This is a genomic window from Collinsella aerofaciens (assembly GCF_015554145.1).
Lineage (GTDB): Bacteria > Actinomycetota > Coriobacteriia > Coriobacteriales > Coriobacteriaceae > Collinsella > Collinsella aerofaciens_AA.
Window position 1 is genome coordinate 74,110 of sequence record NZ_JADNHZ010000009.1, and the last position, 22,414, is coordinate 96,523.

Consider the following 22,414-nt stretch of genomic DNA (forward strand, 5'->3'; position numbering starts at 1 on the left):
GCTAGAGGCGTTCATGCCTGCCCCCTCGGCCGCTCGATATCCTCCGGGAGGGGCCACTAATAGAAAACTTGCTTATCCATTAATCAAGATACGCATAATCTTGCTCTCCTGCTAATCAAGAATCGTTATAATCTTGATTAGCAGGAGAGCAAGATTGGAGAATTATGGCATTCAACGACTTGGTGGCTCAAAAAATAAAGGACTTTGAGCAACAGGGGATTCCGCAGGTCTTTGAGCGCGACCTTGATCTAGGCACCCCGCAGGAGCCAAAGCGCGACAACATCGTATATGTGATTGTGGGCGCCCGTCGTTGTGGAAAGACGTATCGCCTGTATCAGGAGATGCGGCGGCTTCAGGGCCAAGGCGTCGAGCTTGACCGGATGCTATATTTCAATTTTGAGGATGAGCGCTTGCGTCCGTATGAGCCATCGCTACTAGCGGACGTGCTCGATACATTCTATGCACTATATCCTGCTGCTCGAGGCGAGGGCGCCTACCTTTTCTTTGACGAGATCCAGGAAATACCCGAATGGGGTGCGTTTCTGCGACGCGTGGTCGATACGGAGAAGGCGACCGTTTACGTGACGGGATCTTCTTCTAAGATGCTGTCCTCAGAACTTAAGAGCGAGTTCAGGGGCCGTTCTCTTGTGCGAGAGCTTTTTCCGTTGAGTTTTTCGGAATACGTCCGATATAAGACGGGGAGCGTTCCTGAGTCGAACGCACCCTTCTCCTCGAGCGATGCGGCGTTGCTCCGACACCATCTGGTCGGATATCTCGAGCGAGGGGGATTCATCGCGACACTTGAGCAGACGCCCGCAGACGCGATTCAGCTGCTACAGGAATATGCGTCGCGAACGGTCGCCATGGACGTCGTTGAACGTTACGACGTCAAGAACCCCCGTTTGGCCTCGCTGTTTCTGGCGCGGTGCATGGCATCTTCGGGACGAGAGCTGTCAGTGAACAAAGTGTACAACGAGTTCAAGAGCAGACAGATACCCGTCAGTCGAAATACGCTCAGCGACTTACTTGAGTATTACGAGGACGCCTGCCTGCTGTTTTCGGTGCCGGAGTTCACGCGTTCGCTTGCAAATAATACGCGGTCTGCGTCTAAGGTCTACGCCGTTGATCCCGCGATGTTCGGAGCGTTCTCCCCCGCATCGGCATTGGATCAGGGTCAGAGGCTCGAGACCGCGGTGTTCAATGCGCTCAGAAGAAGGACCCCCGCCGTGCGGCCCGGTTCGGTTTGCCGCCTGCTGATTAAAGATAAGAATAAAAGCCATGAGGTGGACTTTGTGGCTGGGGATGCACTGCTCATGCAGGCTTACGGCCTGATTCAGGTAAGTGTGGATATGACAAGCGAGAAAACGCGCGAGCGCGAAATTGCCGCGCTCGATGTCGCGATGGCCCAGTTTGATCTTGGCGAGTCGGCAATCGTTACCATGGATGAGCAGGCCGATATTCCATGCAAACACGGCGTGGTACATGCTGCGCCCGCATGGAAGTGGCTCCTTTCCTAATCGTCTATGGATTTGCGAGGCCAGGACTCAGGTGTCATGGTCCGCTAGTCCTGGGCCTTGATGCTCGGCAGGAGAATCTGGGCGAGGTAGTCGGTCTCGAGCTTGGTCGCGGCGTCTGCCTTGCCGTCTTTGCCGACCAGTACGTTCTTGATCTGGCTATAGGTGTAGCGGTTGCCGGTCGTGAGCTCGACAAGCTCAATCGCCGTATCCATGGGGTAGGTTGACACGGGATTCTGCGTCCGTCCGTTGATGGTCTGGGGCACCACGTACGGATAGACGGGGCCGCTGGCGTAGACGGTATAACCGTTGCCTAGATTGGCCGCACCCAAAACCGTATCGCCCTCATCGGGCGTAAAGCTCTCGCCCTCGCGCACCGCGACGAGCGTCACAATCGGCGTATCGCTGTCGTCGGCAAGATAGATGCATAGCGTGCTGCCATTTTGCCAAGTCTCGACCTTGCCGTACCACTCGACGGGGATATCGAGCTGGTAGAGGTCGGTTGCCTTGTGACGGGCGTCGGCATCACGGGCCGCCTGTGCCTTTTGCGCGCTCACGGCATTGACGGCGGCGTCGCGCCGCGCGGTTGCCGCCTGCTGGAGCACCTTGGCGGTGGCGGCGGAGCTCGCGCCTCCCTCCTCGGCATATTTGGCGGCGGCATCGATCTGGTCGTCGGTTACCGTGTCGGCCGAAGGCACCTTGAGCTTAAAGGCGGCCTGGCTGCTTAGGTCCTGTCCGTCGCTCTTGATCGTGACCTGCGCCTTGGTGGTCGGCACGGTATAGACGGTGCCGTCGGATGCGATGGGGGAAGCGGCAATGGAGAGCGTGTAGTCACCGGGTAGCAGTTTGATGCCACGGCCGTGCTCGTCAACATAGAGTGTTTCGCTCACAGAGGAGCCGTCAGAATCCTGGCCGCTCACCTGTACGGGAATCTTGGAGCCGGTGGAACAGTCGAGGCCCGCGGCATGTACGCCAATCTGCACCGACATCATCGTGTGGGCATTGGCGGCGGCGATGGCAGCCTGCTCTTGCCGGTATCCGTTCCAGGCTGCGTAGCCTGCGCCGCCGGCGACGAGCGCGACGGCCACAGCGCCGGCGACCATTAGATTGCGGCGCTTGGGCGACATCTTGCGATGGCGGACCTCGGCCTCATGTGCCGAAGGAACGGACGGTAGGGGAATATCGCCCATGGCGATGGTCTCGTCCACGGCAGGCGCGGAGCCTAAGCCAGGGAGCTCGCGGGTCAGCGAATCTTCGGCCGGCAAGCTGTCGAGCAAGATGGTTTCCTCGCTCGTGTCGGATTCGGGCTGGTCGTCGGCCTCGCATTCGGATTCCTCGTGCCCAGCCTCATCTTCGGTGGGCGCGGCGCCATCGTCTTTTGCATCCTGATCATCGGGCTGCGCCTCGATTTCCGGCTCATCCTGCACATCAACGCTCGAATCGTCAAACGCAATCTCGGCCAGCGCGATCTGGTCTAGGCTCTCCAGGGCCTCGGCACACGCTTCTGCATCTTGGGCCGCATCCTCTTGGCCCGTCGTCTCATCTTTCATATATCCCCCAAGCTCGATATCGGGACAACACTGTACCCAAAAACGGGGCTCCATAGAGCCGCCGCATGATTTGAAATCCGATTTTATATATGCGCGTGTTTTTGAATAGATGAATAGAGGCGCAACGACAAAAAGCCCCCGGAAAGCGAGCGAAACGCTTTTCGGGGGCTCTGCGAGACATTGGATTGAAAGGCCTGGTGAGCGGGCCTATGCCCAAGTGCCAACAGCGGCCAACATGTTACTCGGCGTGCGCGTAGTCAACCTTGGCGCGGCGAGCGGTGGCCTTCTCCCAATCGCTGGTGCCCTCAAAGACATCCTGCTTGTAGGGATTGCGGCCGAGCTTCTTGGCGCGGTAGGCGATGTAGATGATCGCGGCGACGTTGGCGACCAGTGCGGCGATCGAGACCGCGGTAGCGGCGCCGGGGTCGAGCGTGGAGTGGGTCACAAAGATGGACTCCTCCTGGAAGTAGGGGAACACCTGGGCAAACATGCACCAAATAGCCAGCGTAAAGGCGCGGTTCTGGATCCAGCCGCCCTTGTTCCAGACAAAGGCGGCGACGGTGGGCGCCAGCAGCAGCGCAAAGCCGCAGAACCAGGAGTGGGTGGGCAGGCAGTTGTAGGTGTAGCAGAAGTTCCAGATGTCGTAGGCGATGATGTAGACCCAGGTCATGTCGGGCCACAGCATGTCGGTCTGATCCTCGGAGGCGTAGACGCTCCACCAACCGGTCATGCAGAAGATATTGATGATACCGGCGATGCCGTTGAACACGTTGTTCCAGCCGGCAAGCTGCGTGGCGCCCTCGGAGGTGACCCAGGTGGACTCGCCCAGGACAAAGAAGTGATAGGCGCTCTCGAAGTCGGATACGACGGCGATCATGATGTTGATGGCAACGATCACAAACGGCCACGCGCGGAACCAATGCGCCTTGCCGATCTTGCCCCACTGATACTTAATGGCAATGAAGCCCCAGCAACCGGCCAGCGCCGCGTATACCTTGGCGTAGTGGAACCAGCTGTTCTGGTACACATGGGTGGGGTTGGTGAGCGCCCACTCGGCGCCCTGTGAGACGCCGATGGCGATGGCGACGCAGTAGATGGTCATGGCAAGCGGAGCTACGCCAAAGATGATTGCCGCGCCCAGCTTGGTGCGGCGGCCGACCTCGTTGAGCACGATCAGGCCGATAAAGACCATCGCCCAGCCGACCCAGTGGATAAGGGTATCGCTACCCCAAACATCGAACAGCATGCTGCTCTCCTTTCATGCGCCCGCGTCCCCTCTTCCGTCGCGGGCAGTTTGGCAAAATGTCGTCAGTTCCTGGGCTTGCGCTCGGGATACTTGGCGGTGTAGCCCTCGATGTGGAGCGTCGAGGCGATAATCTCCTTGACCGTCTCGTCGGGCACATCGGGGTGCGTGCGGATATACATCAACAGTCCCATGATGAGGGTGTAGAACGTCTCGTAAACATGGTCGATGCGCAGGTCGTGATGGGCGACAAAGTCCACCACGGTGGTGTCGCAAATGTATTGCGCCACGCGCTGGACCACATTGTGCAGAAAGCCGCCGTAGAGCGCGCCGCTGCTCGAGGTGAGCGTGCTCGGCAGCTCGTGGCCGCTCACGACCAGACGCTTAAAGAGTGGAGCGACGGTGTCGAGCGCGCCTTCGATGTCGCCAACCGTGCGGCTGGCGTTCCACTGCTCGAGCTCGGAGATAAAGCCGTCGATCGCCTCGTCCATAACAGCGGTGACGGCGGCGTCCATATCGGCAAAGTAGTGGTAGAACAGTGAGCGCGTGCAGCCGGCCCGTTTGGTCACGGCCGATACCGAAAGATGGGATACGCCCAGCTCGGAGCTCACGTCGCGCACGGCGGCGAGAATCTCGCGACGGCGCTCGTCACCCGTCAGGCGCTTTGCCGCGCTGTCGGGTGCGGGGACGGTGTCGGTTACAGAGATATTCGATGTGGTATCGCTCATGCGTTTGCCGCCTTTCACCCGTTTGAGTCCGACCGTTTGCCTAACAGTCTTGAATATTGTTGACGGTTCGTCAATACTGTTTTTGACACAATGTCAACAATAGCGGGCGAACGGCATGGGGGCATGTCGAGCCCGTAACAAGAGGGGCGCTGCGTGCCTGTCGGGCTGCGGCAAGAGAAGGGACAACCATGATTCTCAACGGACCGGGGATTAGCTACACCGAGCCCGATATCGGCGCGGAGTTCGTGCCGCCGCTGCCGGAGCATCCGCGCGAGGCCATCGTCAAGCTGTGCGAGCATTGCACCAACCGCCTGCTGCACCGCGACGAGCTGCTGGGCTACGAGTACTGGTCGTTTGCCGAGGCCGCGACCGACGAGCAGGCCGAGGTGCTCTGCAAGATGAAGATGCGCCGTCCCTACACGTTGCCCGAGATGGTCAAGATCACCGGCATGCCCGAGGCCGATATCGAGAAGATGCTCGACGACATGAGCTACACGGGCCTGCTCGAGTACAACTGGGAAAACCCCGAGCGCGCCAAGCAATGGGTGCTGCCCATGCTGGTGCCGGGTTCTGCCGAGTTCCTCAACATGCGCGTGAGCCAGCTCGAGGAGCATCCGGTCTATGCCAAGTTCTTTGAGCAGGCATCCAAAGGCCCGCTGTCCAAGGCCACGCCGATGGTGCCGCCCGGAGGCGCCGGTATCGGCATGCACGTCATTCCGGTCGAGAAGGCCATTGACGCCGCGAGCACCTCGGTGCCTATTGAGCATATCGAGCATTGGCTCGACAAATGCGAGGGTAAGTATGCCGCTAGCACCTGCAGCTGCCGCGCGAGCCGTCGCGTGATGGGTGAGGGCTGCGCCGACGACCCGGCAGATTGGTGCATCGCCGTGGGCGATATGGCCGACTACGTGGTCGAGACCGATCGTGGCCATTACGTGACCCGCGATGAGGTTTACGACATCCTGCACCAGGCCGAGGACAACGGCTTTGTGCACCAGATCACCAACATCGACGGCGAGAACAAGATCTTCGCCATCTGCAACTGCAACGTCAACGTGTGCTACGCCCTGCGCACCTCGCAGCTGTTCAACACACCCAACCTGTCGCGCTCGGCCTATGTCGCCAAGGTCGAGAAGGACAAGTGCGTGGCCTGCGGTCGCTGCGTTGAGGTGTGTCCGGCCGGCGCCGCCAAGCTTGGCCAGAAGCTCTGCAGCAAAAAGGCCGGCGGACAGGTGCCCGAGTATCCGCGCCAGGAGCTGCCCGATGCCACCAAGTGGGACCACACCAAGTGGTCGCCCAACTACCGCAACGACAACCGCATCGAGACGCATGAGTCCGGCACCGCTCCCTGCAAGACGGCCTGCCCCGCGCACGTTGCCGTTCAGGGCTATTTGAAGCTCGCGGCTCAGGGTCGCTATGACGAGGCGCTGGCGCTCATCAAGCGCGAGAACCCGCTGCCCGCAATCTGCGGCCGCGTGTGCAACCGCCGCTGTGAGGATGCCTGCACCCGCGGTCGTGTGGACGCCGCCGTGGCTATCGACGAGGTCAAGAAGTTCATCGCCCAGCGCGATCTGGATGCCGCGACCCGCTATGTCCCACCTGTGGTGACCCCGACGCGTGCCGGCGGCTTCGACCAGAAGATCGCTATTATCGGTGCCGGTCCGGCCGGCCTGTCCTGCGCTTTCTACCTGGCCGAGAAGGGCTACAAGCCCGTCGTGTTCGAGAAGAACGAGCGCCCGGGCGGTATGCTTACCTACGGCATTCCCAGCTTTAAGCTGCAGAAAGACGTTATCGAGGCCGAGGTCGAGGTCATTCGCCTGATGGGTGCCGAGTTCCGCTATGGCGTGGAGGTCGGTCGTGATGTGACGCTCGACGAGCTGCGCGCGCAGGGCTTTAAGGCCTTCTACGTGGCTATTGGCTGCCAGGGCGGCCGCCTTGCCGGCATTCCGGGCGAGGATGCCGAGGACGTGATCGTGGCCGTCGACTTCCTTCGCGAGGTCAACAGTGGCAAGATTGACGCGCTGCCTGGCCGCACCATCGTGGTGGGCGGAGGCAACGTGGCTATCGATGTCGCGCGCAACGCCTGCCGTTTGGGTTCCGAGCACGTTGAGATGTTCTGCCTGGAGAACGAGGCGCAGATGCCCGCCAGCGAGGAAGAGCGTCGCGAGGCCATCGAGGACGGCGCTCACATCAGCTGCGGCTGGGGTCCCAAGGAGGTTCACCTGGACGAGGCCGGTCGCGTGTGTGGAATCACCTTCAAGCGCTGCACGCGCGTCTTTGACGACGAGGGCCGTTTTGCGCCCGAGTACGATGAGAACGACCTACGTCGTGTCGATGCCGACCGTGTGGTCATGTCGATCGGCCAGTCCATTGTGTGGGGCGACCTGCTGGCTGGCTCCAAGGTGGAGCTTGGCCGCGGTCAGGGTGCCCTTGCCGATCCCCAGACCTACCAGACCGCCGAGCCCGACATCTTTGTGGGTGGTGACGTCTACACTGGCCCCAGCTTTGCCATCGATGCCATTGCCGCCGGTCACGAGGCCGCGGTGTCCATCCATCGCTTTGTGCAGCCGGGCTCCACGCTCACGATCGGCCGCAACCAGCGCCGCTACACCGCGCTCGACCGCGACGATGTCGTGATCGAGAGCTACGACAACGCGAGCCGCGAGGTTGCCCATGTGGACCGCGAGCGCGAGAAGGCCGCGCCGTTTAGCGAGTACGTCGAGACCTTTACCGAAGAGCAGGTGCGCGCCGAGACCGCCCGTTGCCTGGGCTGCGGTGCCTCGATCGTCGACCCCAACAAGTGCATCGGCTGCGGCCTGTGCACCACCAAGTGCGCGTTTGACGCTATCCACCTGGATCGCGACCGCCCCGAGTGCTCCACGATGGTCAAATACGAGCAAAAGCTTCCGAGCTTGGGTAAGTACGCACTCAAGCGCGCCATCAAGATTAAATTTGGTAGGAAGTAAGAAACGCAACAAGTAGGAGAACGGCGCAGAGAGCGGTTGGACAGCGAGCGAGTCCCAGGCGTGGCGAGGTGCCTTGAAAGAGGAGGGCATAGGGCTTTTGCCCATGCCCGACGATTGAAAGGCAGATCGTCCGTCTGGGGCTCGCGCAGCGTCAAGCCGACCGCCGTTCGTTAGAACGGCGGAAGGAATTAAAAGTGCACGAGCTCGGAATTGTCTATCACATTATTCGCGATGTCGAGAATGCGGCGCGCGCCAATGGCGTGAGTCGCGTTTCGAGCGTGACGTTGCTGCTGGGCGAGGTCTCGGGCATCGTTCCCGATCTACTACTCGACGCTTGGCGCTGGGCGGCAGATAAAAAGTCCATCACGCAGGGCGCGGAGCTTATCGTGGAGCCCGTCGAGGCCGTGACGCATTGCGAGGCGTGCGGCCGCGACTATGCGACAGTCGAGCACGGCAAGACCTGCCCCCATTGCGGCAGTGGCGATACCTATCTGCTCCAGGGCCAAGAGGTCATGATCAAGCAGATTGAGACCCCCGACGAGGATCCGGCAGACGCTGCCCCCGACGGTCCTTCTGACGCCCCCGACGCCGTCGACGCCGCCAACCCCCTCCACATCGCCTAACTTGGTCGTTGGGGACGTTCTTAAATGACTAGCCGTTTAAGAACGTCCCCAACGACTACTTGCGCTATTACATAAGTCATGCTAATAGTCAAGTTATGTCTTTTTAAACAAAATAGCGGCAGTACAAGCGCATTCGCGCTTGCCTAAAATCGATATTAATGAACAGTCTGCTTGTATCTGTAAAATGCATGGCTTGATGAGCGACGCCTTGGCGTGTAATGAGTCAAAAAGCAGTAACGTAATCAACTTGTAACAAACCTAGACGTTTAAACAAATAATCCAACCTTTTGCGAATTTAGCCTTAATTACACAAACTAAACAGGTATACTTCCTTAATGTCGTGTAGGGAATACGTAGACAAAAAGGAGGTTATGTGATGGTAAGTATTGTTCTTGCTAGCCATGGTGACTTGGCGGCTGGAATCAAGCAGACGGGCTCGATGGTCTTTGGCGATCAGCCGTCTGTTGCCGTGGTCTCGCTCGAGCCGAGCATGGGCCCCGACGACTTCCGTGCCAAGGTCGAGGAAGCAGTCGCTTCCTTCGAGGACCAGGAGCAGGTGCTCTTCCTCGTTGATCTGTGGGGCGGCACGCCGTTCAACCAGATCAGCGGGCTCATCGAGGGCCACGATTCCTGGGCTATCGTCACCGGTGTCAACCTGCCTATGCTCATCGAGGCATATTCGCAGCGCTTTGACGCAAAGAACACTGCACATGCGATCGCAAAACATCTCGTGACTGAGGCTAAGGCTGGCGTGCGCGTCAAGCCCGAGTCTCTGGAGCCCGAGGAGAAGAAGCCGGCTACGGCCGCCGCTGCTCCTGCAGGCGCCATCCCTCCGGGAACGGTCATCGGCGATGGGCACATCAAGATCGCCCACGTCCGTATCGACACCCGTCTGCTGCATGGTCAGGTGGCCACCACGTGGACCAAGCAGATCAACCCCAACCGCATCATCGTGGTTTCCGACGGCGTTGCTCACGACGAGCTCCGCAAGACCATGATCGAGCAGGCTGCCCCTCCGGGAGTCCATGCCAACGTCGTGCCCATCAAGAAGATGGCCGAGGTCGTCAAGGACACGCGCTTTGGTGACACCAAGGCCATGCTGCTGTTCGAGAACCCGCAGGATCTGCTCAGGGCCATCGAGGCCGGCGTCGACATCAAGGAAGTCAACATCGGTTCTATGGCTCACTCCAAGGGCAAGGTCGTCGTCACCAACGCCGTCGCTATGGGCGATGACGACGTCAAGACTCTCGAGGCCCTCAAGGCCAAGGGCGTCAAGTTCGAGGTCCGCAAGGTTCCTTCGGATTCCTCCGAGGATCTCGACGCCATGTTGAAGAAAGCTAAGGCCGAACTGGCCGCTCAAGCATAGTAAAGGAGGGTCCGATACATGTCTGCAATCACTATTCTGCTTGTTGCGATTGTCGCGTTGCTTGCCGGTATGGAAGGCATTCTGGATGAGTTCCAGTTCCATCAGCCGCTCGTGGCATGCACGCTTATCGGTCTCGTAACCGGTCACCTTCAGGAGGGCATCCTCCTGGGCGGTTCGCTCCAGATGATGGCCCTTGGCTGGGCTAACGTCGGCGCCGCCGTCGCGCCTGACGCCGCTTTGGCCTCGGTCGCCTCTTCGATCATCATGGTGCTCGCCCTCAACGGCGGCGCCACCGATTCGGGCAAGGCCGTTACCGCCGCTATCGCCGTCGCCGTCCCGCTGTCGGTCGCTGGTCTGTTCCTGACCATGATCTGCCGTACCCTGGCTACCGCTATCGCTCACGCCATGGACGGTTGCGCCGAGAAGGGCGACTTCGCCGGCATCGAGCGCTGGCAGTACGCTGCCATCCTTATGCAGGGCCTTCGTATCGCCATCCCGGCAGTACTTCTGTGCATCATCCCGGCCGAGGCTGTTACCAACGCGCTTAACGCTATGCCCGACTGGCTGTCCGGCGGCATGGCTGTCGGCGGCGGCATGGTCGCTTCCGTCGGTTACGCCATGGTCATCAACATGATGGCCACCAAGGAGACCTGGCCGTTCTTCATCCTCGGCTTTGTCCTTGCTGCCATCCCTCAGCTCACGCTGATCGCCCTTGGCCTCATCGGCATCTCCCTTGCCCTCATCTACCTTGGCCTTAAGGATCTGGCCAAGCAGGGTGGCGGCATGAGCGGTGGCTCCGGTGACCCGCTCGGCGACATTCTGAACGATTACGAGTAGGAGGGGAGTGATACATATGGCAGAGAACAAGATTCAGCTCACCAAGGCTGACCGCAAGAAGGTTTGCTTCCGTCATCAGTTCCTTCAGGGCTCGTGGAACTACGAGCGTATGCAGAATGGCGGCTGGTGCTTCGCAATGATCCCTGCGATCAAGAAGCTCTACACCAGCAAGGATGACCAGATTGCCGCTCTTAAGCGCCACCTGGAGTTCTATAACACCCATCCCTATGTTTCCGCCCCCGTCATTGGCGTTACCCTCGCTCTCGAGGAGGAGCGCGCCAACGGTGCTCCGATTGACGACGTCGCCATTCAGGGCGTCAAGGTCGGTATGATGGGCCCGCTCGCCGGCGTCGGCGACCCCGCCTTCTGGTTCACCCTTCGCCCGATTCTGGGCGCTCTGGGCGCTTCCCTGGCCCTGTCCGGCAGCATTGCCGGTCCGCTGCTGTTCTTCTTCGCGTGGAACATCATCCGTTACGCCTTCCTGTGGTACACGCAGGAGTTTGGCTACAAGGTCGGCTCCTCCATCGCCAAGGACCTCTCCGGCGGTCTGATGGGCAAGGTCACCGAGGGTGCTTCCATCCTTGGTATGTTCATCATCGGCGCCCTGGTCGAGCGCTGGGTGTCCATCTCCTTCACCCCGGTCGTCTCCAAGGTCACGCAGTCTGCTGGCGCCTTTATCGACTGGGCTAACCTGCCCTCCGGTTCCGAGGGTGTCAAGGAAGCACTGACGATGTATAACTCCATCGGCGGTACTGCCCTTGATCAGGTCAAGGTCACTACGCTTCAGGCCAACCTCGATCAGCTCATCCCCGGCCTTGCCGCCGTGTGCCTGACCCTTCTGGTCTGCAAGCTCCTCAAGAAGAAGGTCAGCCCGATCGTCATCATCCTGGCTCTCTTCGCCGTCGGCATCATCGGTCGCGTCTGCGGCTTCATGTAAGCACGCTTCGGCTTAAGACCGAGAGTTGCTAGGCAAGGGCTTTTGAGCCATTGAAACGGACCGCACCCGGTGGGTACACTGGATGCGGTCCGATTGTTTTATTTGGAGGGCGAGGCGCGTATGGCGCAATCTCAGAACAGCACGGTCGATCTGGCAACGCCGGCAACCTGCCTGATGGGGCTTACCAGTCACGGTAACGTGATGGTGGGCAATAAGGCGTTTGAGTACTATAACGAGCGCAATCCCGAGGATTATATCCAAATCCCGTGGGACGAGGTCGACTATATTGCCGCCGAGGTTTTGCGCGGCACCAAGAAGATTACGCGTTTTGCCATCTTTACCAAAGAGAATGGCCACTTTACGTTTTCGACGCGCAATGACAAGGAAACGCTTCGCGCGGTGCGTAAGTACATTGACGAGGACAAGCTCGTTCGTTCGCCCGACTTTATCGATGTGACGGCCAAGGGCGCCAAGAGCATCCCCTCCGTCATCAAGAACCTTTTCCACAAAGGCAACTAGCCATTAAAGAGCGCCCCCCTAAAGTGGGACGCGGTTTCCCATGAGGCTCGATCGGGAAAGTGCATCCCGGTTCGAGTGCCGATTGCGGGATGTAGTTTCCGGAACGGGCCCGTTTGGGAAACCGTGTCCCGTTTCGAGTCGAAATTCTGGGACACAGTTTCCCAGCGAGGTCCCATGGGGAAAGTCTGACCCAGAATTTGCCTGGATAGTGGGACGCACTTTCCGGAGGGCTGTTCCACCGCAACTTCGAAGAGTGGCTACACGCTGCATCACAACGTGTAAATCTGCTACACTAGTACAACATGCCTCCGTAGCTCAGGGGATAGAGCACCGCTCTCCTAAAGCGGGTGTCGACGGTTCGAATCCGCCCGGGGGCACCAGAAAAATCGCAGGTCAGGAGTTATTTTTGCTTCTGGCCTGTTCTGGTTTTGGGGCTAAGAACCGCTTTTGTTTGTAAATCTGGTAAGTAAATAATTTAACTTACCGAGTTTTCCACTGAAAACAGGAAATCACCATTTTGGGGATAAAAGTTTTCAACAGCTGTTAGTCGGTTCCATTTTGGTGACGCGCTTCCCTCTTTTGGGTAAAAAATTTCACCATTTTGATGATTCGGTAGCTTTGAATTCTCTGATAAAAAGCCTGTTCAGAAGCTTGTGTCATACCCATTTTGGTGAAACCAATTAATAGAGAAATAGATTATAAAGAAATAGGGACGGCGATGCCGTCCCCTTCGCTCGCGGAGCTCGCTGCGCGGCCACGTACCGTGTCCTTGCCGCCGGCTAAGCCGTCGATAAAGAATGGGGACAGCGATGCTGCCCCCCCTTCGCTCGCGGAGCTCGCTGCGCGGTCACGTGCCGTGACCTTGCCGCCGGCTACGCCGTCGATTGATTCGCTCACTGCGTTCGCTGATTGATTGATGGACTAATCCGTTTTCTCAGTCACACCAGTCATGAGTGTAGCGATTGTCATGTCGAATCCGTTAGCAATTTTACAGAGGTTAGAAAGACTGACATTTCTTCGTCCGACCTCTATCGAGGCGTAGTAAGACCTGTCCATGCCGATGCGATTCGCAAATTGTACTTGAGAGTAACCAGACTTTGATCTTAATTCTTTGCAGCGTAGACCAAAGGATCGTTGTAGCGGCGAGATATCCATGACAAAAAGAGTCATGGATTGTTGTATAAAAGCCAACGGACTATATACAACAATCCCTGTTAAGGCGCATAATTATCTCTATTGGAAAGCACTCTGATGCCCAGTCGGATAGGGCACGGAAAAGGAATGGAATAGCAATGACTCAGGGAAAGCATTTCGCTGCCGGCGGCGATCACTTCGCCACACTGCCAAACAAAAAGATTCACACTCCGAAGGGGATCGCGCGTCTGACCGTCACCGCGGCGACCATGGCCGCCATGACCGGATCGAGCCTCATCTCACCGTTCACGGCATTCGCCCAGACCGGTGACGGGACCACGCAGCACCCCGCCGTGATGTCGCCGATCGCCGCCCACGCCGGCGCGGCATCCGGTACCGGCGCGAAATCCGCCGCACAGACCATCGCGGACCTGCAGAAGGCGGTCGACGAGGCGAAGGCGAAGGAGGACGCCGCCAAGGCATCCTACGATGAGGCCGCCGGTCCCTACAACGAGGCGGCTTCCGCCCGCGACCAGGCCAAGGCATCCTACGATTCGGCAGTCAGCGCCGGCACGGCAGCCGACCGAGCGGCAATGGACGAGTACGCCCGTCAGGTCGCGGAGGGTAAGGACGCCGCCGATGCCGCCGGCAAGGACCTCGAGCAGGCGAAGGCGGGTCTCGCAGACGCTAAAGCGGATGCGTCCGAGAAGGACGAAGCGTATCAGTCCGCCCTCAAGGCGGCCCAGGATGCCAAGGATGCCCTCGATAAAGCCAAGGCAGATGCTGTAAGCGCCACCCCGGAGGCAATCAGTGCCGCCGAGCAGGCCGTGCGCGCCGCCCAGGCTGCCGTGGACAGGGCACAGGCCGAACTGGACAACGCCAACGCGACGCTTGCCGATGCCCAGTCCAAGCTGGTTGCGGCCCAGTCTGCAAAGGATGCCGCCGATTCTGTCCTCGCTGCAGCCAAGCAGAACAAGGACGCGGCGGATGCGAAGGCCGCAGCCGCCAGCGCCGCCTACGAGAAGGCGAAAGCAGACCTCGCCGCAGCGGAGGCAGGCGCCAGCGGTCCGGAGTACGATGCCGCGAAGCAGAAGGTCGCAGACGCAGAGGCAGCCCTCGCTGCCGCACAAGCGACACAGTCCCAGTGCGAGTCCGAGCTCGAGCAGGCGCAGTCCGCTGCGGCAACGGCGCAGACTGACCTGAATGATGCCCAGGTGTCCCTCTCCGTAAAGCAGCAGGCCGCGGCCGATGCCGAATCCGGTGTGAACGCCGCCCAGTCCGCACTCGATGCCGCGAACGTCGACCTCGATGCGGCCAAGCAGGCGAATGCCGACGCCGTCGCCAAGCTGGATGCCGCGAAGCAGGCTGTCAAGGACGCCGAGTCCGCCAAGGCAGCCGCCGACGTAGAGCTCGCGAACGCCAAGGTCGCAAAGGATACCGCAGACGCGGCCGTGACCGCCGCCCAGCAGAAGGTCGACGAGGCACAAACGAAGGTGGATCTCGCAGACGCGCAGCTCAAGCAGGGAGCCATCGGCTTCTTCCGTGCCATGGGTGCCGATGACGCAGTCAACATCATCCTGAACGCCAAATATGCCGGAAAGACCGAAGTCGGCAACTCCAAGGACGCCACGTCCCTTGATAACATGCTCAATGCGATCAGGTGGATGAAGTCAGTCAACGACTACCGCAAGTCGGTCGGCCTGTCCGAGCTCCAGGTCACCTACAAGCTCATCGCCGGTGCCATTGCGGATGCCAACTACAGTGACACTGTGCTCGATCATGCCCGTCAATATAATTTTGCCGAAAACCTGGCATGGAATTACGGAATCGATCCGAGTGGGCAGTGGATCGAGCAGGAGAAGGGCTTTTTCGACAAGGCAACGGAGGCCCTTTATGGAGTCACCGGTCTTGTCGGCAAGGATGCCTATGATTTCTATGCAAAGAACGGCGTCGCAATCAACCATTGGATTGCAAACAACTGCCGCTGGGAGAACGGCAGCAGCGGCACCGTCGGCCATTACATGAACATCATCAATCCCGAACTCGCCGTTATGGGAATGGCAACCTGCACCAAGGGCACCATGTCCGGGCTTCAGACGCAGTGCTACACCGCAGAGATCTCCGGCTGGTCCGGCTCCGGTTGGAACATGAACCCCATGTCCGTCGACGAGTACGAGCAGAAGCTGACCTCCTACATCGACGGTCTCAAGAACGCCAAGAGCGCACTCGACGCAGCCAAGACCGATCTCGCATCCAAGCAGCAGGCAGCCGCCGGCGCCGCCGCAACCGTCCAGCAGAAGCAGGTCGCGGTGGATTCCGCACAGGCAGGTGTCGATGTCGCGAAGCAGGACGTCACCGATGCCCAGCGTGCCGTCGATGCCGCAAAGGCCGATCTCGCCGCCAAGCAGCAGGGCGTCACGGATGCCCGAGCTGGGTTGGATGCGGCAAAATCGGACCTCGAAGCTGCCAACGCAGCAGTCGATACGGCAAAGTCGACCGTCCAGCAGAAGCGGGTCGCCTTTGATGCCGCCCACGCAGCCGTAACGACCGCACAGTCTAAGTTGGATTCCGCCAAGGCGGACACCGAGGCCAAGCAGCAGGACGTCATGGATGCGAACGCCGACCTCGCGAAGTTCTTCCAGGACGTCGCCGACGCCAAGAAGGCGGTCGATACCGCAAAGAGCGCCCACGACGCGGCGGTAGCCGACCAGGCCGAGAAGGCGGCGGTCCTCGCAGCCGCCAAGCAAAAGGCGGATACCACCGCAAGCGCCCTCGCGGATGCCCAGCGTGCCGTCGATGCCGCAAAGGCCGACACCGGCGTTGCCGCCGACAAGCTTACCGGCTCCCAGACCGATCTCGAGGACGCACAGTCGAACCTCGACATCCTTACCGGTCTTGCCGCGAAGCTCGCAGAGGCACAGCAGCGCGAGCAGGATGCAGTAAAGGCCGTCAATGACACCAAGGCCGCGCTCGATGCCGCGAAGGCGGATACCATCGCCGCCGAGTCCCTGGTCTTTGCCGCCGAGCAGGCAAAGGCGCAGGCAGACGCCAAGCTGGCGAGGCTGAACTCCATCAATGCCGACGCGGCGATCGCTTCCGGCCATGACGCGAACGCGGATGACGCCCTCAACGCGCTTTTCGCCGCAGCAGTCGAGGCACGTGCCAAGGTCGCGCCCGCCAAAGTCATCCTGGACGAGAAGCAGGCTGCGCTGGACGGGCTCAAGCCCGGCTATGATGCGGCGCTCGCCGCCTACGAGCAGGCGAAGTCCGACCGCATCGCGGCGGAGCAGGAGCTTTCCGATGAGATCGCACGACAGGAGGCAGAGGAGGCCGCAAAGCAACAGGTGGCATACAGCCCGAAGCATCTCGCCGGCACGGAGACCGCCCAGCCCGGCAACCTCGCCCAGACCGGCGACCGCACGGGCCTCATCGGCGAGACGTTCGCCATCGGCGGTACCGTCCTCGTGGCAGCCGGCGTCTTCCTCGATCAAAAGAAGCGCCGCGAGCAGATGTAAAAGCGAGCCGGGCGTTGGATATCGGCTGGTGTCCAACGCCCGGTTTCATGGGCAGGGAGATCGGTGTGAGAATAAGGGCTATTATCGTTGCGCTTCTGGTGTGCCTTTCGGCACCTCAACTTGGATGTGCCAGCGTTGCAAAGCAAGGAAGCGGCTCTACGGAAAGGGCCGCCACAGCGGTAAAGAATAAAGACAAAAAGAAGCCAAGCGAAGAAAAGGCGACGCAAACCTCTGGAACCAAGACCGAGGAGAAGAAAGAATCCGACGGCAAGGACCAGAAGTCCGATGACTCCAAGAAGGAGGATAACAAGTCTTCCGATTCCTCGAAGTCGGACAACAAGGGCGATTCCTCCCAGTCCAAGCAGAATTCCGGCAATTCGCAGAGTTCCGGCAGCAACAATTCCTCTTCCAACGGCGGTAGCCAGAAGAAGTGGGTTGCCGAGCAGGGCCACTGGGAGACCGATTACAGCCAGGTCTGGGTACCAAATGTGGTATACACGCGTCATCCCCGCTATTGGGTAAACCACGGTGGTACTATGGTAGGACCCTTCGATTCCGAAGATGCCGCCTATTCGTGGGTTCATAATGATATGGACAACGGCGGCATCGGAGGATCTGTCGTAAACGATTCGTATACCACATCTGAGGACCAGGGACATTATGAACAGCAGGCTACGGGACAACATTGGGTTGTCGACGTCGCCGGCCACTGGGAGTAATGTGCATCGTTCCTCTTCTCTTCCATTCGGTAAATGTTTATTTATTTGTGGGCGGCCGGTTCGGCCGCCTTTTTTAGACACCCAGTCTGGGAGCAAACGATAGGAAAGCAATCAAACGAGAGACCGTTCCAAAAGAATCCGGCGGTGCCGGATGCTTCGGGCAAAACCTTCCGCAAATCGGTAAGGTCTTCCATCAACTTGTTCCAGCCCTCGCCCGGAGTCCGCTGCGCGGTAATGCAAACACTCGGCATCCCTCGCATTCGCATTACCGCTCCGCTCTCGCTACAGCGAATCTCTAACACTCAGCATCCTTCGCGTTAAAAATTCGCTTCCGCTCACGGTCTTCGCTGACACTACGACACCGCGAAGCCTTTCGCTCGAAACGAGGCCGCTCATTTCGTGTCTACGCTACGCTCCGCCCAATCGCCGTTCCGGTGATTGCAAGATTGGTGTTGGGCTAGATAAATGGGGCCATACTCGCCCCCTTTATCTGCCAACACATCTTGATTATCGCCTCCCACGGCGATAAAGTTAGAAATGAAATTCGCCTTCATTTCTAAGGGAAGTGACGGCGTCACTTCAAAAAATCGGCGCGACGTCAGTCGCTCCCAAAAAAGGAAAGCAATCTCATATTGGTTTTGAATCGGTGGCCTCACCGATTCGCTCTGCTTTCCTGGGGGCATGATGAGTTGCAAGCGTCCACACACCGTTAAGGCGACACTCACCTCTGAAGAATACGAAACGTTTTCCGCTTTGGCGGACAAGGCAGGCATGACGAAAGCCGAACTCATTCGCTATGCCTTGAGTCATCGGAGTGAATCACTCGATAATCTAGTCATTTCTAAAAATGATGACGGTGGCCGCAGTAAAAAGCTGCAACCCGTTTCAGGCGATTTGCATGAAACGCGTTCGAAGGCCATTTACGTTAAGGTCACCGATGGGGAGCACGAAGCGATCCGCAGACGAGCGGATGTACTTGGTGCGACCGTCAGTGCGTATGCCCGCCGCGTGATGCTTGCCGGGAAAATCGAGAAGATCGATTTCGATATGAGCCAGGTCGCAAAAATCTATCACGAGCTGTATCGCGAGGGGACGAACCTCAACCAGCTGATGTACTTCGTGCACGCGCAAGGTCTTCCGGCCTACAACGAGAAGGCAGTTTTCCGAACGCTTGAAAAGGTTTACCAGAACGCCCGCAAAGTCACTCTCTTTATCGAAGAACTCGAACAGCGCTATTTCGTCGGCGGTGATCAAAATGACCGTCGTTAAGCAGAAAGGTGTTTCGTCCGAGCGCTATGCGAAGAACGTGCGCAAGTACATTAACGGAAAGTACGCTTTGGCCCGCGGCGGCTGGAACCTCGCGAACCGAAAGTACTGGTTTTCCGAGATGGCTATGACGCGGAAGATGTTTCATCACGACAGGCCTGCGCGTGCCGGCGCGAAGAACATAACGATGCTTCATCAGGTTCTTGCGTTTCTTCCCGAGGAGTGCAGCTGCAACGGAGGCAAGATGACCCCCGATGCATGTATGGCCTACGCGGAGCAATGGCTTGCGAAACACTACCCGCATCAACAAGTGATTGTCGCCTTGCATGAGGAAAGCGATAAGGCGGGAAAACGTTACGCGGTCCATATGGCGATTAACCGCACGGATCTTTTGACGGGTAAGCGTTGCGAGACGGGTGGGCGTCGCGGAAAGTACGAACGCGCTGCGTGGGTTCGTGAAATGGACAAGGCCTGGAATCTCGCTCAGCTCGAAAAGGGAAAGAAGAACTCGAAGATTCGAGACCGACAGCCGCGCGACACTGAAAAGAAAATTGTCGATCGGGGAGAGTACAGCTATAAAAACAATTTGCGCGAGTTGATCCATATTGCAATCAACGACTATCACCCGAAGACTATGGAGCAGTTCAAAAAGATACTTGCCTCATGGGGCGTAGAGATTTTCATTAAGAACAACCGAGTCTATGCGACGGATCTCGATATCAAGGAGGCCGGCAATCCGAAATGCACTTTCAACCTGACCCGTCTTGACGGGCGGTTTGCGATCAAGCAGCTTGAGGCGGCCTTTAAAAATAACGTGCTGGAAGCCGAGCGAGCCCTTCCTTATGAGAGGCGTTGCGAGATTTACATTCAACGGCTTAAGAAAGCGTATTCGGCGTGGGTCGAGCAGGCAAAGGCGAGCAAGGGCGTCGCCTACAATCTCTTCCCTAAGTTCATCGCACCGAAGTGCGATGAAGATCTGCTCGAGGATCCGGCGGTTCGTGATGAGCTTCTTGCCCGGCGCGGTTACGCAAGGGAGATTCGAAACCGTTACGCCGGCGCCGTTCCCGATGCTGGCGATGACCGCGTTCGCGCCGCAGGCCGAGCCCATGGTGGCAACGTCGACATCTCGCCGCAGGTCGATCGTGCGGTCGACCGAGGCGATTACGCTCGCGGAGACACGCCTCGCTAGTTTTGGAGAGCCTATCGTCGGTGCCCTAGCGTGCTGCCATCCAGTGCCGATTCTTTCATGCTCGCAATTCGGCGAGGGTGAGGAGTATGAATTGATCGGCGGAAGTCAGCCGCTCTGATAGAATCGTCCTTGCTGTCGGCAGCCCTCGTGCCGGGCAGAGCCCTCCATTCGATGGGAGGTGATGCCCATGACCGATTTCACCGAGCTCGTGAAGCTCCTGACCGCTACGGTCTCGCTCCTCACGGCCCTTGTCGGCCTTTCCAAGGCACTCAAGCAGGGCTCGAAGCCCAAAAAGAAAGGCCACCGTCGCTAAGACGATGACCTAACTCTATTAAGCAACGGCTCTGCCCAGCTCACTACAACTTGGGCTGCCGTCGGCACCATTCTACCCTCCTGACGAGGAATTCGTCCATATTTCAAAAATCAAATCCTGTTCGCGCGTGGGCGCGTGGGCGTAAACTTTTAGTTGGGCAAACCCGACAGATTGGAGCTTGAAACATGAGGGATATGCACCTCATGTCGCTCATAAAACGTCTCCAGACCTCGAAGGAGAACGTTTTTTAGCGACAGAAGGAGACATAAATATGATCTGGTTTACCAGCGACACCCACTACGGGCATGAGAACGTGCTGAAGTTCACCGACCGCCCGTGGGAGACGATTTGGCAGATGAACGACGCCATCGTCGACAGCATCAACGGCAGGGTTGCCGTGGACGACGAGCTCTACATCCTGGGGGATTTCTCATTCAAGATGGCCGCCCAGGACGCCTATGGGCTGCGCAAGCGGATCGCCTGCAGACGCATCCACCTCGTCCCGGGAAACCACGACAAGGACTGGACCCAGCCGGCGGTCGCGGGCGCCTTCACCGTGGAGCCGCCGATCTGCGTGCTCAAGATCGACAGGCAGAAGATCGTCCTGAGCCATTACCCCATGGCCGACTGGCAGGGCATGAGCCATGGATCGTGGCACCTCCACGGACACATCCACAGCAGCGGCGGCGCGTACAACGAGTTCAACCGCAAGCAGGGCCTTCTGCGCTACGACGTCGGTTGCGATGCCAACGGTCACTCCCCGGTGAGCCTCGACGAGCTGAGGGAATGGTTCGCCGGAGTCGACGAGCCGTGCGGCCGGGTGAAATGGCCCTGGTGGGTCAACGAGACCGGCGACAGGCAGGTCGAGCGCGAGCTGGCGGCGTACAAGAGGGAAGTGGCAATCCGATGACGGTCTATGTGACGGGCGATATTCACGGCGGCCTCGACATGCAAAAGCTCCGCGACTGGGAGCTTGGCGACAGTCTTACCAGCGACGACTATCTCATCGTTGCCGGTGACTTTGGCTTTCCGTGGAACTTTTCTGCCGAGGAATGCGCCGACATCGCCTGGCTGGAGTCGCGCCCCTACACGGTACTGTTCGTCGACGGCAACCACGAGCGCTTCGATCACTGGGAGGAGCGCCCCATGGAGCCGTGGCATGGCGGGCTGACGCAGCGCCTGTCGGACACCTCGCCCATTCGGCGCCTGACGCGCGGCGAGGTCTTCGAGCTCGACGGCTCGACGGTCTTCACCATGGGCGGTGCCACGAGCGTGGACAGGGAATACCGCGTGCCGTATTCCAGCTGGTGGCCGCAGGAGCTGCCGGACGAGCGCAACTTTGAGGGGGCGCGGGCAAAGCTCGACAGCGTGGGCTGGACGGTCGACTACGTGGTCACCCATACCTGCTCGACGCGCATGCTCTCGCCGACGCTCTACCCGGACCCTAGCTGGGAACGCCCTGATGTGGACCGGCTGACCGGATTCCTTGACGAGCTCGAGGACCGCCTGGACTATAAACACTGGTATTACGGCCATTTTCACCGAGACGGCAATCCGGACGAACGGCACACGGTGCTGTATGACCGGATCGTGAGGCTCGGGGACAAACTCCTGCCGTGGGGTGCGTACTGATGACGGTCTATGTGACAGGCGACGTGCACGGCAGGGCCGAGTACGGGTCCAGCCGGTTTGCATTCAAAAATTGGCCGCTGGGCCGGACCCTGACGCGCGATGACGTGGTGATCGTGGCCGGCGACTTCGGCTTTGTCTGGGATGGATCCAACGCCGAGAAATACTGGCTCGACTGGTTCGAATCGAAGCCGTGGACCACGTGTTTCGTAGACGGCAACCATGAGAACCACCACGCCCTGGCAGAACTGCCGGTGCGGGAGTGGAGCGGCGGTCTCGTCCATGAGGTTGTTAGCGCTACTGTAAAAACAACCATTTTGACCAACGCTCAATAACCAATCATGCCAACGCAATCCCGCCATTTGC

General features: G+C 59.1%; 21 protein-coding genes and 1 tRNA gene. 16 read left to right on the forward strand and 6 right to left on the reverse strand.

Features of this window, described 5'->3' with window-relative positions; translation table 11 throughout:
* The first annotated feature begins 164 nt into the window (after positions 1-164).
* Positions 165-1,517 carry an ATP-binding protein gene (locus I2E13_RS05105; RefSeq protein ID WP_195404375.1) on the forward strand — a complete coding sequence of 451 codons (1,353 nt, stop codon included), beginning with the start codon at positions 165-167 and terminating at the stop codon, positions 1,515-1,517.
* Positions 1,518-1,561: 44 nt separating this feature from the next.
* On the opposite strand, the gene I2E13_RS05110 is transcribed toward I2E13_RS05105, so the two are convergent.
* From I2E13_RS05110 to I2E13_RS05120, 3 genes are all read right to left on the reverse strand, one after another.
* On the reverse strand, positions 1,562-3,064 hold the full coding sequence (locus I2E13_RS05110; RefSeq protein ID WP_195404376.1) for a hypothetical protein: 1,503 nt from the start codon (positions 3,062-3,064) through the stop codon (positions 1,562-1,564).
* A gap of 238 nt (positions 3,065-3,302) precedes the next feature.
* Positions 3,303-4,310, reverse strand: a complete 1,008-nt coding sequence (locus I2E13_RS05115) for a DUF5692 family protein (RefSeq protein WP_195404377.1) — start codon at positions 4,308-4,310, stop codon at positions 3,303-3,305.
* Positions 4,311-4,372: 62 nt separating this feature from the next.
* Positions 4,373-5,035 carry a TetR/AcrR family transcriptional regulator gene (locus I2E13_RS05120; protein WP_195404378.1) on the reverse strand — a complete coding sequence of 221 codons (663 nt, stop codon included), beginning with the start codon at positions 5,033-5,035 and terminating at the stop codon, positions 4,373-4,375.
* Positions 5,036-5,223: 188 nt separating this feature from the next.
* On the opposite strand from I2E13_RS05120, the gene I2E13_RS05125 reads away from it, so the two are divergent.
* From I2E13_RS05125 to I2E13_RS05155, 7 genes are all read left to right on the forward strand, one after another.
* On the forward strand, positions 5,224-8,001 hold the full coding sequence (locus tag I2E13_RS05125; RefSeq protein WP_195404379.1) for an FAD-dependent oxidoreductase: 2,778 nt from the start codon (positions 5,224-5,226) through the stop codon (positions 7,999-8,001).
* Between the two features lie 194 nt (positions 8,002-8,195).
* Complete coding sequence (locus I2E13_RS05130) at positions 8,196-8,624, forward strand: hydrogenase/urease maturation nickel metallochaperone HypA (RefSeq protein ID WP_195404380.1); 429 nt, start codon at positions 8,196-8,198, stop codon at positions 8,622-8,624.
* 376 nt (positions 8,625-9,000) lie between these two features.
* Complete coding sequence (locus I2E13_RS05135; protein ID WP_195404381.1) at positions 9,001-9,990, forward strand: PTS sugar transporter subunit IIB; 990 nt, start codon at positions 9,001-9,003, stop codon at positions 9,988-9,990.
* 18 nt (positions 9,991-10,008) lie between these two features.
* Positions 10,009-10,827 (forward strand): PTS mannose/fructose/sorbose transporter subunit IIC, encoded by an 819-nt coding sequence (locus tag I2E13_RS05140; protein ID WP_195404382.1) that lies wholly within the window; start codon positions 10,009-10,011, stop codon positions 10,825-10,827.
* A gap of 16 nt (positions 10,828-10,843) precedes the next feature.
* Positions 10,844-11,764 carry a PTS system mannose/fructose/sorbose family transporter subunit IID gene (locus tag I2E13_RS05145; protein WP_161156452.1) on the forward strand — a complete coding sequence of 307 codons (921 nt, stop codon included), beginning with the start codon at positions 10,844-10,846 and terminating at the stop codon, positions 11,762-11,764.
* Between the two features lie 120 nt (positions 11,765-11,884).
* Complete coding sequence (locus I2E13_RS05150) at positions 11,885-12,283, forward strand: DUF956 family protein (protein WP_117564941.1); 399 nt, start codon at positions 11,885-11,887, stop codon at positions 12,281-12,283.
* 304 nt (positions 12,284-12,587) lie between these two features.
* A tRNA-Arg gene (locus I2E13_RS05155) sits at positions 12,588-12,663 on the forward strand.
* A 316-nt stretch (positions 12,664-12,979) separates the two neighbouring features.
* Here I2E13_RS05155 and I2E13_RS05160 read toward each other — a convergent pair.
* Both I2E13_RS05160 and I2E13_RS05165 read right to left on the reverse strand, forming a co-directional pair.
* Positions 12,980-13,180, reverse strand: coding sequence for a hypothetical protein (locus I2E13_RS05160; RefSeq protein ID WP_195404383.1), 201 nt, complete (start codon positions 13,178-13,180; stop codon positions 12,980-12,982).
* A gap of 24 nt (positions 13,181-13,204) precedes the next feature.
* Positions 13,205-13,453, reverse strand: a complete 249-nt coding sequence (locus tag I2E13_RS05165; protein ID WP_195404384.1) for a helix-turn-helix domain-containing protein — start codon at positions 13,451-13,453, stop codon at positions 13,205-13,207.
* 122 nt (positions 13,454-13,575) lie between these two features.
* On the opposite strand from I2E13_RS05165, the gene I2E13_RS05170 reads away from it, so the two are divergent.
* A complete protein-coding gene (locus I2E13_RS05170; protein ID WP_195404385.1) occupies positions 13,576-16,932 on the forward strand; it encodes a coiled-coil domain-containing protein in 3,357 nt (1,118 codons plus the stop codon).
* A gap of 65 nt (positions 16,933-16,997) precedes the next feature.
* The gene (locus I2E13_RS05175) at positions 16,998-17,651 is read left to right on the forward strand and encodes a hypothetical protein (protein ID WP_229057830.1); all 654 of its coding nucleotides are present in this window, start codon (positions 16,998-17,000) and stop codon (positions 17,649-17,651) included.
* A 392-nt stretch (positions 17,652-18,043) separates the two neighbouring features.
* Here the strand turns inward: I2E13_RS05175 and I2E13_RS05180 are convergent, their stop codons facing one another.
* Positions 18,044-18,442, reverse strand: coding sequence for a hypothetical protein (locus tag I2E13_RS05180; RefSeq protein WP_195404386.1), 399 nt, complete (start codon positions 18,440-18,442; stop codon positions 18,044-18,046).
* On the opposite strand from I2E13_RS05180, the gene I2E13_RS05185 reads away from it, so the two are divergent.
* The 6 genes from I2E13_RS05185 to I2E13_RS05205 all read left to right on the forward strand — a co-directional run bounded on the left by I2E13_RS05185 (position 18,423) and on the right by I2E13_RS05205 (position 22,383).
* Positions 18,423-18,920: a plasmid mobilization protein gene (locus I2E13_RS05185; protein ID WP_195404387.1), complete on the forward strand. Its 498-nt coding sequence runs from the start codon at positions 18,423-18,425 to the stop codon at positions 18,918-18,920. The two genes, I2E13_RS05180 and I2E13_RS05185, sit on opposite strands and share 20 nt — an antisense overlap.
* Complete coding sequence (locus I2E13_RS05190) at positions 18,907-20,106, forward strand: relaxase/mobilization nuclease domain-containing protein (protein ID WP_195404388.1); 1,200 nt, start codon at positions 18,907-18,909, stop codon at positions 20,104-20,106. The genes I2E13_RS05185 and I2E13_RS05190 overlap by 14 nt, the downstream gene beginning before the upstream one ends.
* 187 nt (positions 20,107-20,293) lie before the next feature.
* A complete protein-coding gene (locus I2E13_RS11075; protein ID WP_255413310.1) occupies positions 20,294-20,419 on the forward strand; it encodes a hypothetical protein in 126 nt (41 codons plus the stop codon).
* A gap of 271 nt (positions 20,420-20,690) precedes the next feature.
* Positions 20,691-21,329, forward strand: a complete 639-nt coding sequence (locus tag I2E13_RS05195) for a hypothetical protein (protein WP_195404389.1) — start codon at positions 20,691-20,693, stop codon at positions 21,327-21,329.
* A complete protein-coding gene (locus tag I2E13_RS05200) occupies positions 21,326-22,051 on the forward strand; it encodes a metallophosphoesterase family protein (protein ID WP_195404390.1) in 726 nt (241 codons plus the stop codon). Before I2E13_RS05195 ends, I2E13_RS05200 begins: the two co-directional genes overlap by 4 nt.
* The gene (locus I2E13_RS05205; RefSeq protein WP_195404391.1) at positions 22,051-22,383 is read left to right on the forward strand and encodes a metallophosphoesterase; all 333 of its coding nucleotides are present in this window, start codon (positions 22,051-22,053) and stop codon (positions 22,381-22,383) included. The genes I2E13_RS05200 and I2E13_RS05205 overlap by 1 nt, the downstream gene beginning before the upstream one ends.
* Positions 22,384-22,414: the final 31 nt, after the last annotated feature.